Origin of the sequence: Paenibacillus cineris (assembly GCF_018333335.1) — a bacterium.
In the GTDB taxonomy this organism is placed as follows: domain Bacteria; phylum Bacillota; class Bacilli; order Paenibacillales; family Paenibacillaceae; genus Paenibacillus_AQ; species Paenibacillus_AQ favisporus.
This window is the reverse complement of sequence record NZ_BORU01000003.1, coordinates 271,143-284,024: the sequence shown is the minus strand read 5'-3', so window position 1 is coordinate 284,024 and position 12,882 is coordinate 271,143. Positions and strand designations below refer to the sequence as shown.

Sequence of the window (12,882 nt, the reverse complement as noted above, 5' to 3'; positions counted from 1 at the left end):
CGCATAACAAGCTTCCGGTATCGAATGCTCCTTCAGGTTAACTTTGTTGCTGCACGCCTCTGAGCCACACGGATTCGATCGACAAGGTATCCGAGATATGACTTGTCGGGTCGCCATTCACCAGAATAAGGTCTGCGAGCGAACCTGCGGCAATCCGTCCGCGATCGTGAAGCCCGAAGCGGCGGGCCGGTTTCGAGGTGGCGGACTGGAGCGCTTCGATCGGAGTGAACCCGGCTTGAACGAGCAGCTGCATTTCATGATGGACGCTGGCACCATGCGCAAGGCCGCCGAGATTTGGAACGGGAACAGGGGAGACATCCGTTCCAACCAGAATGTCGACGCCGGCCCGATGAAGATCCATCACGTTCTTAAAGCTGTTCTCCATATCGCCTTGCGGGAACGTATTGAAGCTGGAGTTCAGAATATCGATCCATTCCGGGCTTAATTTGGAATGCACCCGCGGATCATTGGCCAAATCGGATGCCGGATTTCCAAGGATGGACGAGTTCAATACGAGGCATGGCGTCACGAACGCGCCAGAATCGGCAATAGCTTGGACCAAATCGGGCGTGAGTTCAGGTCTGTCGATAAACAGGTGGCCCAATCCGTCCACTCCGAGAGCGATGGCGGTCTGCGAAGAGCGAGCCGTCAGGACGTGGGCGATGACGATTTTATCAAACTTGTGGGCCTCTTCCACGGCAGCTTTAAGAATTTCGTCGCTCAGGACAGGCAGGCCGGGGGCGCCCATGACCGTGCCTTCTTCAATCATGATTTTAATATAGTCCGCGCCATTCTCCACCTGGGTATGCACGTGTTTGATCGCTTCTTCCACCGTCGTCACCTGGGGCACTTCTTCGTGATCGTGGGCGTATGCCGCCAGCATCGCTTCCCGGTCTTCCTTCGATAACTTCTCCAATTCCTTTAACACGAACTCGGGGATCTCGTCTCCATCGGGCAGCAATTCATCCGGATGACCGCCCGGAGCGGTGATCGCGGTTCCGGCGGAACGGACATCGGCGGCGCCTTCCACATTTTTCAGCTGAATCGCCCGTCCTCTTTCGTTAAAGTCTCCGTTCATTTCGAGTTCGGTCGTCACACCGAATTTTACAGCATCCCGTAATCCTCTAATGGAAGTGTGAACATGGGCATCAATCAAGCCCGGCAATAATGTCGTATGGTTTGCATCCACGATGACTGCATCCTCCGGAACGTCAGTGCCCACGGCAATGATGGTCTCCCCTTGAATGAGCACATTTCTTGCCTCAATCACTTGTTCCCCGTCGAAAATCTGTGCATTTATAATGGCCGTAACCTTGTCCAGCGTATTCTTCATTTCGTTATTCCTCCTTGGATGTGTGCTTGATGACAGTTCGAAGTATAACAATTAGTTTTCTAACAGTCAATAAACTAATTTTTGAATTGACAAGCCTATGGAATCCCCGTATAGTTTAAATGTTAAAAGTTAGTCTCCTAACATTTTGAGGAGGGACAGTTATGAAACCTCGCAAGGATACGCTTTATCTGGACTTGTTTCAGATTATCGGCCTGAAGTTGAAGAAAAAGGCGGATGAAAGCATTAAAGAGCTGGGATTAAACGCGCAGCAAGGCAAAGTCCTTGATTATATTCATAAAAACCAGGATAAAGATATCATTCAAAGGGATTTAGCCAATCGGTTTCATTTGCAGGGGGCCAGCATAACAAGCATGCTCCAAGGCCTCGAGAAAAAAGGATATATTGAGCGGAAAATTCCGGCCAATAATGAACGGCAGAAAAACATCTATGTTTTGCCAAAGGCCGTTGAATTGATTGATGCTTTTAACGAATCCTTTCAGAAGGTGGAGGACGAAATCGTTCAGACCCTGACCGAAGAGGAGAAGCAGCTGTTAAAGGGACTGCTGGTCAAAATTAATGAACGCTTATAATCCGTTTGCGAGAGCCAATCGGGCAGCCCAAAAAAGACGATCATCCCCGTTAAAGGACGATCGTCTTTTGGTGCAGGATGTGCATTTAAAAACCGAAATCGAGGGGGCTGCCCGTCTCGGCGATGGACTTGATGTTGCTTAGAATCATCCACCAGAACTTCTCGGTTTTCAGGAACAAAGGGTTGCTGTCGGTCCATTGATCATTGATGAGGTGCAGTTTGGTGCACGATCCCACCGGCTCTAACCGGATCGTCACCCGGCTCTGCATCGTCTCGTGTTCGGCGAAGTGGGAGGGGCCGGGATGGTCGGTGTAGCTGAGTACCCTGTATTTTTCATAGGCCAAAATTTCTCCGTAAATGTGCACCGTGTTTTCCCCGTCAGGCCCAGGGCCGACAAACCGGATCGGGTCGCCTGCCTGCAGATTCGATTGAATAACGCCTCCCATAAAAGCGCGGAACGATTTCTCAGGGTTGAACAGCACGTCCCAAACCTCCTCGGGGCTGGCTCCAATGTAGAAGGTGTACTCTAACTGCATGTCGAATCCTCCTTGAAACAAAAATATTTACGTTGTATACATGTAACGTACCATTTCCGTCCTTCAGGTTTCTTGTAAAAACGCGCCATTAGGGGGGATTCGATGCGCCATCAGGTGAACCCTAACCGAGGGATTTTGCATTTTGACCCGGCACAAACGAACGTCAGAATTACACGTCATCTGCCATCAGAAATGCTCCGTCATTTGATCCAGCATTACTGGTTCGTCGAATGGAATTTAGAGGGGCAGCCGCCGTATACGCAGGAAGTATTGCAGCATCCCGGGGTCAACATCGTGTTTGAACAAGGAAGTTCGTACGTCTGCGGAATCGAAAGCAGGAAAGCGGCTTATACGCTGCAGGGAAAGGGGCAGATTGTAGGAATTCTTTATCGTCCAGGTGCTTTTTACGGTTATACGTCAGAGCCCATGTCGGAACTGGTGGACCGTAAAGTGGATATCTCCAGATATTTTCCGTTTGATGCGGAAACGGCAGAGAAGGGGATATTTGCGTCGAACTGTCTGGAAGAGAGGGTTGCCTTTATTGAAAGACTGCTGTCCAGTTACATTCCGGAGCCGGATGACAAAGTGGACGAGCTGAACAAGATCGTCAGGGCGATCATGGAAGATCGTTCGTTGACCAGCGTAGATTTGCTGGTGAACCGGTTCAACGCATCCAAACGCACGCTGCAGCGCATGTTTAAACAGTATTTAGGGGTAAGCCCCAAATGGGTCATTCAGCGATACCGCATGCACGAGGCCAGCGACGCGATTGAAAATGGAGCTGATATCACGACGGTGGCCTTGGAGCTCGGTTATTTTGACCAAGCGCATTTCAGCAAAGATTTTAAGGCGATCGTAGGAACGTCTCCTCATGCCTACCGGCGGGGGGATTAAGGTAGTCGCACTTTATTTACAGATTTTGAAATATCATTGAACAGGTCTGTTCAGCCTGCAAACGTAAAGCGCCGGCAAGACGTTGTCTTGACCGGCGTTTTTGCAGATATATGAAAGTATGCGCTTTGGTGGCTTGGAATTTTATTGCATGAAGTCAGCAAAATCGGGAATGCTCGGATTCGCGATATAGTGCCCGCCTTCGACTTGAATGGTCTGGCCCGTAATGAATTTCGATTCATCCGAAGCCAGGAATAGGACGGTGTATCCGATATCGTCCGGTTCTCCGTGGTACGGGAGCTTGTTGTACTTGGCGAAAATGTCCAGCACTTGCGGCGGCATATTGTTTTTAGCGGCGGGAGTGAGAATTAAGCCAGGTGCAACCGCGTTGCAGCGGATGCCGGAGGCGCCGTATTGGGTGGCGATATATCTCGTCAGGTTCACGACCGCGGCTTTGGAAGCACCGTATGCCGAACGAATGGAATCGCCTGTAAAGCCTGCCATGGATGCCGTATTGATGATGGATCCGCCGCCCGCCTCGATCATATGGGGGATCGCGAAGCGGCTGCCGAGCAGCACGCTTTTCAGATTGACATTCATGAGCCGGTCCCACTCCATCAGATCCATGTTCACAACATCCAAATCCTTCTGAAGATTGGTTAAGCCTACATTATTGAACAGCACCGTAATTGTGCCAAAGTGCTTGACGGTAAACTCGACAGCTTCCCGGATCGAGCTCTCGTCACCTGCATCGAGGAACAGGCCGTAGGCTTCTCCGCCTTGTGCGTTGATCTCAGCAGCTGCCTGCTGCGCTCCTTCCGCATTGAAATCCGCAATCACCACTTTGGCCCCCTCTTTAGCCAACAGTCTTGCGGAGGACAACCCAATTCCTGAAGCTCCTCCCGTTACAAGGGCAACTTTTCCTTCTACTCTTGCCATATGAAATGAACACCCGCCTTTTGGTTTAGAACATTAATATTTAGACGTCTAAATAATATCAAAGTTTATTGGGGCAGGCAAGTTTAGGGCGCCCTCAGGGCTGGAAAGTAATGGCTAATTATTAAAATTTAGTAAATCAGTTTTTGATTTGCTCTGTTAACATGATTCGTAGACGACCGGAAAGGGGCCTTAGGATTGAAAAAGGGAATAGGATTTGCTGCATGGTTTTTGTCTGCTGCTTTTGTGTTTTCAGGATGCGCTTCGGACAAGCCGGAGAGTGGTTCACAAGACTTCGAACAGTCCGCAATTTCTTCGATTGAAAAAGAGCAAGAGCCATCTAAGCTGCTCAGTGCTTCTGAAAATGGAGAGGTAAAACTTTTTGAAACTACAGATGGAGTCATTGTAGACGTTAACGGCAGCCAAAAGAAATTCGATTGGAACATACTTAAAGGTGTTTCTAATCCACAAGTGTCCTATGTTGATCTGACAGGGGATGGCAAAGAAGAAGCGGTCATCATTCTGGTTACGGGCTATGGTACTGAATTAGATACGAATGAAGCCCATATTTTAAACGGGAAAAACCTTTCGGAAATAAAGATACAACGTGTGGAGGAGATTCTTGCGGGTATAGAAACCGAAGTTAGCCAAAAGGGCGATGAACTGCTAGTGAAGGCTAAGGCTCAAGGGAAAGAATACAAATTCAGTAAAAAAGTCAGCGAGTTAGCGTTAATGCATAATTCAGATGGTCAATATGAAAACAAACTTTACTTTGGTAATGTCATTCTAAACAATGTGAAAGATCAGAAACTGACCGTTGATATAGTCGGATCTGTTAGACCCATTGATGACGTGCTTCCAGACTACGTATGCACTGTTCATGTAACGTATAAATATGATCAAGACCTACATGAGTTTGCTGCAGATCAAATACAAATTACCTCTGATCAATAAAAAAAGAAGCTGGCCCCAATTGGTCAGCTTCTTCTTGGCGTCGTACTTTACATCAAGTTATTTCTATAGTGCAGCTATTAAATCGCCCTGATCGCATCCATTAATAATGACGTCGCTTTGCCCAAGAGGTGTTTATCTTTATAAACGATGCCCAGCGGAACGATAGGGTGGATGTCAGAAAATGGACGGATGACCAAAGAACCCTCCAGTTCGAGTCCGCTGTACATCGGAACGACCCCCACGCTGGATGCTTCCTTAAGCAGTTGCTGAATGACAAAGAAACTTCCTACCTCCATACAAGAAAAAGGGTGGGGTTCCGTTTGGTTCACCGCCCTCTCCCAAAGCTTCCGATAGATACAAGTCGGTTCTTTGACCAGAACCGTAAGTCCCGCGAGGTCGCTAACCGCAATCTCATCCCGTTTGGCAAGCGGATGATCCACATGCATCATGACCCCGAGTTGATCCTCGAACAGCGGTTCAAAATCCAGCATGAATTTCGCCGAGGGAACCGAGCATATCCCAAAGTCCAGTTCGCCGGATCGAACCCTGTCCGCAATCGATTGGCTGCCGCTCACTTCCATCGTTAACTGCACTTTCGGATACAGCCTGCAAAAATCGGCCACGACCGCCGCCAATCTTTGGCTTGCGATGGGTTCGATCGCGGCGAAACGGACGGTCCCTCCTTCTCCCGAAGCGATTTCGGAGACGGTCTGCCTCATGGATTGAACGGACTTCAGCAAAGTCCCGGCTTCTTGATGAAGCCATCGGCCAGCCTCGGTGACGATCACACGTTTGCCATCTCGAATAAATAAAGAAACACCCAGGTCGGCTTCCAAACGCTGGATCTGAAGAGTTACCGTAGAAGGTGCATACTGAAGCTCCTCGGCAGCTTTCTGGAAGTGGCCGAGACGTACGCAGGCTTCGAACGTTTTTAAGGCTCGCAAATCCATCTTCGTCCCCTCCTTAGTTTAAGATAATTAAACAATTCATTCATATAATTCAATTTTACAAAATAATCGCACTCTTTTAAACTAATTTCAAACCAATCAATGGAAGGAAAATCAAATGATGGGCCAAAAATCGGCATGGAACGCAATCACTTTGTGGGCATCACTGTTATTTGTCGTGATCCTCGGTTTTTCCCGGCTCTCTTACGGCATGTTTCTGCCGGGAATTCAGCGGGAAATCGGGGGGAGCTACAGTCAATTAGGTATGTTGGGGACGATCAATTTTATCGGTTACTTGGTGGGGACCTTGTGCCTGCCTCCATTGATCTCGCGGTTTCCGGACCGGAAGCATGGCATCAATCGAACGACATGCTTTTTGCTCGGATTGGCCATGATCGGCTCGGCATTCAGTGATCATTTGGCCCAACTCGGTTTATGGCGTTTTGCCATAGGATTTCTATCAGCTCTCGCCACGGTGCTCGTCTTGTCAATTGCAATGGACGCCGTTCGGCCGGCTGAGCAGGGAGCGGCTTCGGGCTTGATTTGGCTGGGCGGCTCCGCTGGCATTCTGCTCACGGGTTTATCCGCACCCTTTACGATTGACCCGTCCCATTTGCAGGGATGGCGGTATGCTTGGGCAGCCATGGGCGTATTTGGCATCGCGGCGGCGTTCGGTTTTGCGGTGGTCACGAGCAAGCGAAGACAGGGAAGTTCATCGTCCCAGGCAGAAGTGAAAACTCCGGATCAACAACGCGTCAAAGTATACCGGCTTCTATTCAGCCCCGAGAAGCTCTTGTTCTTAATCGGTTCTTATTTTTTCCTTGGTGCGGGATACATTATTTACTTCACTTATCTGATCCCTTATCTGGTAAGCAGGGGCATACCGGCCCTCTTTGCCGGATTAATCTGGTCCGGTATCGGCTTGGCGGGCATGTTTAACGGCTGGGTCGGCGGCAGGGCTATCGACCGGTGGCCGAGCGGGTATACGCTGGCGGCGGGGCTGTCCTTGGGAACCGTCGGGGTGCTCGGCATAACGACTGGGAATTTGTTCTTTACCACACTAGGAGCAGTGATGATCGGGCTTGTTTCTTTTATTACTCCGCCGCTGATGACGACTTCGCTGCTTCGGCGCCACGTTCCACTCCGCGCCTATGCGGCATGCCTCAGCATCGCCACCGCCTTTTTCGCGGCAGGACAAATGCTGGGACCCATCGTCGGCGGGGTAGGAGTGCAGCAGTACGGTTTGCAATTCGGCGCGGCCTCAGGCGCGATCTTTATGGGAATATCCGCGGGGTTGGCGGGCTTGTATGGACAAAAGCAGCGAAAAACGAAAACACGCGACCTGCATCTTGGCGCCTGAATCGTATATAAAGGAGGAACAGTACAATGACGGAGTATACTCCATTGGCACAAAGAAAATATTTTAAATCGGGAAATCTTCAGCTGTCCTATCTTGATTTTGGCGGAGACAGCAGGCAGGTGCTGGTGATGCTGCATGGGTACATGGCTAATGCAAGGACCTTCTCGGAGCTGGCGGCCCGATTTAAGGATTGGCGGGTGATTGCTCTGGACCAGCGGGGACATGGATGGAGCGACCATCCACCCGGACGGGAATACGCCAGGGAAGATTATGTAATGGATATTTGGAATCTGATCCAGTCCGAGCTTGGGGGACAGCCGGTTACGATTTTGGGGCATTCTTTGGGTGGATTAAATGCTTATCAATTCGCGGCCCGCTATCCTGAACTGGTGAGCTCCTTGATTGTGGAGGATATCGGCGCGGAGATTAATGCGGACTTTTCCTTTGCCGAACGGCTTCCGTTCCGGTCTCCTTCCTTGAAGCAGCTGAGGGAATCGCTTGCAAGCGCAGGACTCCGGGCGATCGACTACTTTGCCGAAAGCGTGCTGGAGGATGAATGGGGTTGGGGCTTCCGAACGGATTTGAAAGGGCTGCAGGTATCCGTCCCCCAATCCAACGGGGTGTGGTGGGACGACTGGCTGCGCTCAAGCTGCCCGATCCTCCTGATTCATGGCGGCAGGAGCTTCATCCTGGATACCGAACAGGCAAGACGCATGCAGGCAAGAAGACCAGGCACCAAGCTTGTCGTTTTCGAACAATGCGGTCACGGTGTCCACTCCGATGATTTAAATGGTTATGCTCAAGCGGTGAACGACTTTCTGGCTGACCCGTATAGCAACTGAAAAAGCGCAGTGAGATGGGCGGGACAGAAGCAATCCCAAGAAAGCGGGAGGTCGTGACCTGCTGTTAATGCCAGCCGCAGAGCCGGCATCCAAATACAAGAAGGTTAACCTTATGGGCGCTTCTTGCGCTGTAAGATTAACCTTATTTTTTGTTACTTGGTTACGACACCCAAACTCTTGCACCGAACGTTGATTCCCGGTATAGCGGAATTTTAATATAACCGTTCTTCGCCGGTTATTGGATTTTTGAACGCGGACTTGATGTCGCTGCGGCTGAGTTCTCCGGCGAATTCGGTGTCCGGGACTTCTGAACCCTTGTTACGGTTTGCTTTGGCCGCTTGTTCTTTCGCTTCGGCTTCGTTGGCTAAGTGGTTATCCTTTTCCATTTCGTTTCGATGCCTCCCTTGTCTAAATTCCATTTATCATTAGGATGCAACTTCCAGTCTGCGTCTATGCATCCTTGCACGGATATTAAACGGCTATATTATTTCTTTCCCTATCCCCCTAAAGGCCAATGAACTATGATCAGAATAGCGAAAATTCAGGAAGCGAAGCGGGAGGGAAAAGATGTTCGAATCGATTTACGATCAATTGAACCGATGGGGGAAGGACGACACGTTTTTCGTGCGCATCATTGAGCGGATCAAGCCTGACGGAATAGCTGATTTAGGCTGCGGAACCGGAAGGCTGACGCTGCATTTGGCGGGTAAAGGTTATCACGTGACCGGTTTGGATCCCGACGAGGCGTCGATTCGGATTGCCGAGCAGAAGGACACGAAGAACGCCGTGCAATGGGAGATTGGAACGTCCGAGAAACTGGGGGCGGAGCGGTTTGATGTAGTGATGATGACGTCCAACGTGGCACAGGTTTTTGTGACGGACGCGGAATGGACAGCCACGCTGCACAACATTTTTCAGTCCTTGAGGCCGGGAGGGTATCTTTTGTTCGACACCAGAAATCCTCTCGCACGCGCTTGGGACCGCTGGACCAAGGAACACTCTCTTCGTGAAGTCGTGGATCCGGCAACGAAGGCGAACATCAGGACCTGGCATGAGACGACCTCGGTTCATCTGCCCCTGGTGACATACGATACTTTTTATGAAAACTTGGATACCCATGAGGTTCGGAGCGAAGACGACACGCTGATTTTTAGGGAGAGGGAGACGCTCAGGCAGGATCTGCTTGCTGCAGGCTTTCAGCTGGTGAATATATACGGAGACTGGGATATCCAGCAGGCGGGGCTCCATGCCAAATCCTTTATCTTTGCTGCTAAAAAGTAAAAAGAAACAGCATACCCCCATGGTTTCTGCAATGAAACAGCCTGTCGGCCTAAGCCGGCAGGCTGTTCTGCTAACGTGCGAGATCCATGAGAACGCCGAGGGTTAGATGCTGAACCGCCCCGGATTTTACGAAAGAGCTGCTTACTCTGCGGTTTCGTCCAAGTCTTCCGTATAGGCCAAAATGCCGCGTTTGAAATAAAGCAGCTTTTCATCCGTAGTCGATTCCATGAGATTGGTAATCAGGAGTTCGACGCTTTCTTTATACTGCTGGCCGTTGTACAGCGCCATGGCCAGAAAAACCCGGAGTGCCCGGTTGTCAGGGAACTCCTGAACGCCCCTGCGGAGCGTTGCGATCGACTTCTCATATTGGCCCCAGTACCGGTAGGTGCTCCCCAGACCGAGCAGACAGCGCTCCAGATCGTTACCGGAAAGGCCGAGCTGCAGGGCGCGTTCGTAGTAGGGGATGGCTTCTTTCCCCAATCCCGAGTTGTCATGGGCGATTGCGGTCTGGTAGTTCACCTGCGCATCATTCGGATCTTCGTTCAGCAGCTCCAACAGCCGGGCGCGCACATCGGCCAGAAGCTCTTGATCCTGGTTGGCCCGTCCCTCTTCGCGAAGAGCAATTAATTGTTGAAGCTGGTCTTTTGGCACGTTGCTTCACTCCTCTTTTTTCCACATGAAGGAATTCTAACACAGCATCTAAAGGGCGTCTATTTGAAGTCTGGTTCAAATGGTATGATGACGAATAGAAAGCTTGCTCTTTGGGTTAGAGAGGGAGAAATGATGCGAGTAATTACTTTATGCGGGTCTACTAAATTCAAAAGGCAGTTTGAACAGGCCAACGCTTATTTAACACTTAAAGGAAATATTGTGATAGGCCTAGCGTTCTTTGAACAAAGTGAAGGAATCGAATTGACGACAGAACAGGCAGAACTGCTTGGCGAACTTCATTTTAAAAAAATTGATTTGTCCGATGAAATCTTTGTCATTGATGTCGAAGGTTATATGGGGAGCAGCACAAAAAAAGAAATTGAGTATGCCGAAAGAACCGGGAAGACGGTTCGGTATTACTCAAAGACGGATATCCCTGAGAAATAGATGGGGAGCATACGGCCGTCGTCACGTTAGTATCGCGGTATGCCACCATGGATGCCTTAGTTGGAGCCATTAATCGCCAGCTGCAAGGTGCATCCGTATCTGCCGTAGCAGAAAAGGTAAACGACAATCAGTTCAGACTGGTTGCCAATTCGACGGACATTCCGCTAAACGTTTCCGGAGTGGATAAAAATCAGTTTTTCGAGGAATAAGCATGCAAAGCCCGATTCCACCGGCAGGTGAATCGGGCTTTTTTTCAGTACCTCATGCCAATCAGACTGGGTAGAAAGGCCAGAGAAGAGAAGGGTGTAGGATTTAAGCACTCCCGATCACGCCCTGGCATGATAACCCCGGACAATGAGCGCAACTACCGCGGCGAAAACGACAATAAGTCCAGAGTAGATGGAGATCGCTTGATAAAAGCCAATCCACTCGGCGCCGATGCCTAGTGCAAGCACCGGGATACCGGCACCCAGGTAGGTGACCGCATAAAAGATCGACATCATATCCGCCCGGCTTCCGGATGGGGACATTTCATTGATCCAAGACATACTTCCTGACGCGGCCGGCCCATGCCCGCTTCCCGCCAACACGGTGCTTAATAGAAGGAGGAAAACCGACTGCGTAGGAATTGCAATGACAACGCCCACGATGCCGAGCGTAAGCAAAGCAAAACCTGTATAGATGGCTGACGATGCCGACAAGGACTTGAACAGAATCTGGGATAATGTTGAAAATCCGAGCATTAAGCAAACAACAGCGCCCGATAAGGCCAAATTATGAAGATTCATTTGGGTGGCGATGACCGTCGGCACCAGTGTCATAAAAAACACGGCTACCGCCCATGCGATGATCGACGCCAACACCGAGATCGTAAACGGCTTCCGGATCACGGCCGGCACGCTGGGCAGCTTCAGCCGCTGGGGTGCGCCCGCAATTTTGCGGGTTTCCGGTACGGCTAATAACCCAAGGAAGGCAAATCCTAAAAGCACTAAATGCAAATCATAGGGAAGCCGAATGGGGGAGGATGAATATTCACCCAATAGACCGGAATATAGCGGACCGATGGCCGTCCCGATTGCGATGGACACCGATGCCACCAGCGAGGCCGTTTTGCTGCTTGACGGGCGCAGCTCAGACAGTGTCGCAACAGCTGTCCCATTGATGATACCGACGCCAACGCCCTGAATCGCACGTGAAGCAAGCAGCATGGCGAGGTTATGGGATACCGAGAACATGAGCGAACCCGCTCCGGCTGCGATCACGCCGGCCAGCAGCACCTTTTTACGTCCAATACGATCCGAGAGCTGACCAAACACAAAGCTTGCGGGTATCAAAAAAAGGACATACATAATAAAAAGAAAGGACGTCACTCCCGTTGAAAAGTGCCACAATTGCCCATAAAGGCTATAAAGGGGAGCCGGAATATTCGTACCCATCATAATAATCAAAAGGGCGTAAGCCACAAACCAAAATGACATGTGATTAACTGTACGTGATTTAGACATAGAAAATCTCCTTATGTTAATCATAGTAGTAATTTTAATAAAAAATGTAATAATTTTTATTACATATATACGTAAAAGAATTAAAATATAATAGATGATTTTTGCCTCTCCAGCATTATTGTAATATTTTTTATTACAATTATCCGAAAAATAAAGAAGCAGGCTGTTCCTAATCCTGCTCTCCGATCCTGTGCAACACATCGGCAATCGTATAATCCTTCAGATTGGCCACGACACGTTGTTCGGTCGTTTCAAAGATACCGTCCATAGCTCGCTCGATATTCGCGCCGATGGCACATTTTTGATTGGCGTCAGGCCATTTGGGCTTCAGGGATCCCTCTGAGGTCAAGACATAGAGCTTATCCAGGGTAATTGTCCGCGGATCCTGGACGAGGATGAAGCCTCCCTTAGCTCCATGCTTGGATTGAATGAAGCCATGCTTTCTAAGCAAAGACAGTACTTTGCGAACGCGCACCGGATGGACGGCCACACTTTTGGCTATATTATCACTGGTTTTCAGATTGTCCGGCGCATAAGCCAGAAATACAAGGCTGTGCACAGCCACGATAAAATCGCTGTTCATTTGCATCACCATTTGTAATATAATTTA

Annotated in this window: 15 protein-coding genes; 7 read left to right on the top strand and 8 right to left on the bottom strand. The window is 49.8% G+C overall.

Annotation, left to right across the window (positions count from 1 at the left end; genetic code table 11):
• Positions 1-37: 37 nt before the first annotated feature.
• Positions 38-1,333, bottom strand: coding sequence for an amidohydrolase family protein (locus KI379_RS25440; protein ID WP_212985318.1), 1,296 nt, complete (start codon positions 1,331-1,333; stop codon positions 38-40).
• A 161-nt stretch (positions 1,334-1,494) separates the two neighbouring features.
• On the opposite strand from KI379_RS25440, the gene KI379_RS25435 reads away from it, so the two are divergent.
• Positions 1,495-1,923, top strand: coding sequence for a MarR family winged helix-turn-helix transcriptional regulator (locus tag KI379_RS25435; RefSeq protein WP_212985317.1), 429 nt, complete (start codon positions 1,495-1,497; stop codon positions 1,921-1,923).
• A gap of 85 nt (positions 1,924-2,008) precedes the next feature.
• Here KI379_RS25435 and KI379_RS25430 read toward each other — a convergent pair whose 3' ends face one another.
• Complete coding sequence (locus KI379_RS25430) at positions 2,009-2,458, bottom strand: SRPBCC domain-containing protein (protein WP_212985316.1); 450 nt, start codon at positions 2,456-2,458, stop codon at positions 2,009-2,011.
• Positions 2,459-2,560: 102 nt separating this feature from the next.
• Between KI379_RS25430 and KI379_RS25425 the strand changes: the two genes are divergently transcribed.
• Positions 2,561-3,352: an AraC family transcriptional regulator gene (locus KI379_RS25425; RefSeq protein ID WP_212985315.1), complete on the top strand. Its 792-nt coding sequence runs from the start codon at positions 2,561-2,563 to the stop codon at positions 3,350-3,352.
• A gap of 141 nt (positions 3,353-3,493) precedes the next feature.
• On the opposite strand, the gene KI379_RS25420 is transcribed toward KI379_RS25425, so the two are convergent.
• Positions 3,494-4,288, bottom strand: coding sequence for an SDR family NAD(P)-dependent oxidoreductase (locus tag KI379_RS25420; RefSeq protein ID WP_152399019.1), 795 nt, complete (start codon positions 4,286-4,288; stop codon positions 3,494-3,496).
• 195 nt (positions 4,289-4,483) lie between these two features.
• Between KI379_RS25420 and KI379_RS25415 the strand changes: the two genes are divergently transcribed.
• Complete coding sequence (locus KI379_RS25415) at positions 4,484-5,239, top strand: hypothetical protein (RefSeq protein ID WP_212985314.1); 756 nt, start codon at positions 4,484-4,486, stop codon at positions 5,237-5,239.
• Between the two features lie 77 nt (positions 5,240-5,316).
• On the opposite strand, the gene KI379_RS25410 is transcribed toward KI379_RS25415, so the two are convergent.
• On the bottom strand, positions 5,317-6,189 hold the full coding sequence (locus tag KI379_RS25410) for a LysR family transcriptional regulator (RefSeq protein ID WP_212985313.1): 873 nt from the start codon (positions 6,187-6,189) through the stop codon (positions 5,317-5,319).
• Positions 6,190-6,304: 115 nt separating this feature from the next.
• On the opposite strand from KI379_RS25410, the gene KI379_RS25405 reads away from it, so the two are divergent.
• Together KI379_RS25405 and KI379_RS25400 are read left to right on the top strand one after the other, a co-directional pair.
• Positions 6,305-7,546, top strand: coding sequence for a YbfB/YjiJ family MFS transporter (locus KI379_RS25405; protein ID WP_244879434.1), 1,242 nt, complete (start codon positions 6,305-6,307; stop codon positions 7,544-7,546).
• Positions 7,547-7,572: 26 nt separating this feature from the next.
• Positions 7,573-8,388, top strand: a complete 816-nt coding sequence (locus tag KI379_RS25400; RefSeq protein WP_212985312.1) for an alpha/beta fold hydrolase — start codon at positions 7,573-7,575, stop codon at positions 8,386-8,388.
• A 212-nt stretch (positions 8,389-8,600) separates the two neighbouring features.
• Here the strand turns inward: KI379_RS25400 and KI379_RS25395 are convergent, their stop codons facing one another.
• Positions 8,601-8,774: a hypothetical protein gene (locus KI379_RS25395; RefSeq protein WP_212985311.1), complete on the bottom strand. Its 174-nt coding sequence runs from the start codon at positions 8,772-8,774 to the stop codon at positions 8,601-8,603.
• 181 nt (positions 8,775-8,955) lie between these two features.
• On the opposite strand from KI379_RS25395, the gene KI379_RS25390 reads away from it, so the two are divergent.
• Positions 8,956-9,669, top strand: coding sequence for a class I SAM-dependent methyltransferase (locus KI379_RS25390; protein ID WP_212985310.1), 714 nt, complete (start codon positions 8,956-8,958; stop codon positions 9,667-9,669).
• Between the two features lie 141 nt (positions 9,670-9,810).
• Here KI379_RS25390 and KI379_RS25385 read toward each other — a convergent pair whose 3' ends face one another.
• The gene (locus KI379_RS25385; protein WP_212985309.1) at positions 9,811-10,320 is read right to left on the bottom strand and encodes a tetratricopeptide repeat protein; all 510 of its coding nucleotides are present in this window, start codon (positions 10,318-10,320) and stop codon (positions 9,811-9,813) included.
• A 132-nt stretch (positions 10,321-10,452) separates the two neighbouring features.
• On the opposite strand from KI379_RS25385, the gene KI379_RS25380 reads away from it, so the two are divergent.
• Entirely contained in the window at positions 10,453-10,767 is a 315-nt protein-coding gene (locus KI379_RS25380; RefSeq protein WP_212985519.1) for a hypothetical protein, read from the top strand.
• Positions 10,768-11,093: 326 nt separating this feature from the next.
• Here the strand turns inward: KI379_RS25380 and KI379_RS25375 are convergent, their stop codons facing one another.
• On the bottom strand, positions 11,094-12,473 hold the full coding sequence (locus KI379_RS25375; RefSeq protein ID WP_244879454.1) for an MFS transporter: 1,380 nt from the start codon (positions 12,471-12,473) through the stop codon (positions 11,094-11,096).
• Positions 12,442-12,855: an RrF2 family transcriptional regulator gene (locus KI379_RS25370; RefSeq protein ID WP_212985307.1), complete on the bottom strand. Its 414-nt coding sequence runs from the start codon at positions 12,853-12,855 to the stop codon at positions 12,442-12,444. The genes KI379_RS25375 and KI379_RS25370 overlap by 32 nt, the downstream gene beginning before the upstream one ends.
• Between the last annotated feature and the right edge of the window lie 27 nt (positions 12,856-12,882).

Excerpts from the sequence above, each read along its gene's own strand:
- KI379_RS25440 (WP_212985318.1), bottom strand. The coding sequence starts at position 1,333 with ATGAAGAATACGCTGGACAAGGTTACGGCCATTATAAATGCACAGATT.
- KI379_RS25435 (WP_212985317.1), top strand. The coding sequence starts at position 1,495 with ATGAAACCTCGCAAGGATACGCTTTATCTGGACTTGTTTCAGATTATC.
- KI379_RS25430 (WP_212985316.1), bottom strand. The coding sequence starts at position 2,458 with ATGCAGTTAGAGTACACCTTCTACATTGGAGCCAGCCCCGAGGAGGTT.
- KI379_RS25425 (WP_212985315.1), top strand. The coding sequence starts at position 2,561 with ATGCGCCATCAGGTGAACCCTAACCGAGGGATTTTGCATTTTGACCCG.
- KI379_RS25420 (WP_152399019.1), bottom strand. The coding sequence starts at position 4,288 with ATGGCAAGAGTAGAAGGAAAAGTTGCCCTTGTAACGGGAGGAGCTTCA.
- KI379_RS25410 (WP_212985313.1), bottom strand. The coding sequence starts at position 6,189 with ATGGATTTGCGAGCCTTAAAAACGTTCGAAGCCTGCGTACGTCTCGGC.
- KI379_RS25405 (WP_244879434.1), top strand. The coding sequence starts at position 6,305 with ATGATGGGCCAAAAATCGGCATGGAACGCAATCACTTTGTGGGCATCA.
- KI379_RS25400 (WP_212985312.1), top strand. The coding sequence starts at position 7,573 with ATGACGGAGTATACTCCATTGGCACAAAGAAAATATTTTAAATCGGGA.
- KI379_RS25395 (WP_212985311.1), bottom strand. The coding sequence starts at position 8,774 with ATGGAAAAGGATAACCACTTAGCCAACGAAGCCGAAGCGAAAGAACAA.
- KI379_RS25390 (WP_212985310.1), top strand. The coding sequence starts at position 8,956 with ATGTTCGAATCGATTTACGATCAATTGAACCGATGGGGGAAGGACGAC.
- KI379_RS25380 (WP_212985519.1), top strand. The coding sequence starts at position 10,453 with ATGCGAGTAATTACTTTATGCGGGTCTACTAAATTCAAAAGGCAGTTT.
- KI379_RS25375 (WP_244879454.1), bottom strand. The coding sequence starts at position 12,473 with ATGTGTTGCACAGGATCGGAGAGCAGGATTAGGAACAGCCTGCTTCTT.
- KI379_RS25370 (WP_212985307.1), bottom strand. The coding sequence starts at position 12,855 with ATGAACAGCGATTTTATCGTGGCTGTGCACAGCCTTGTATTTCTGGCT.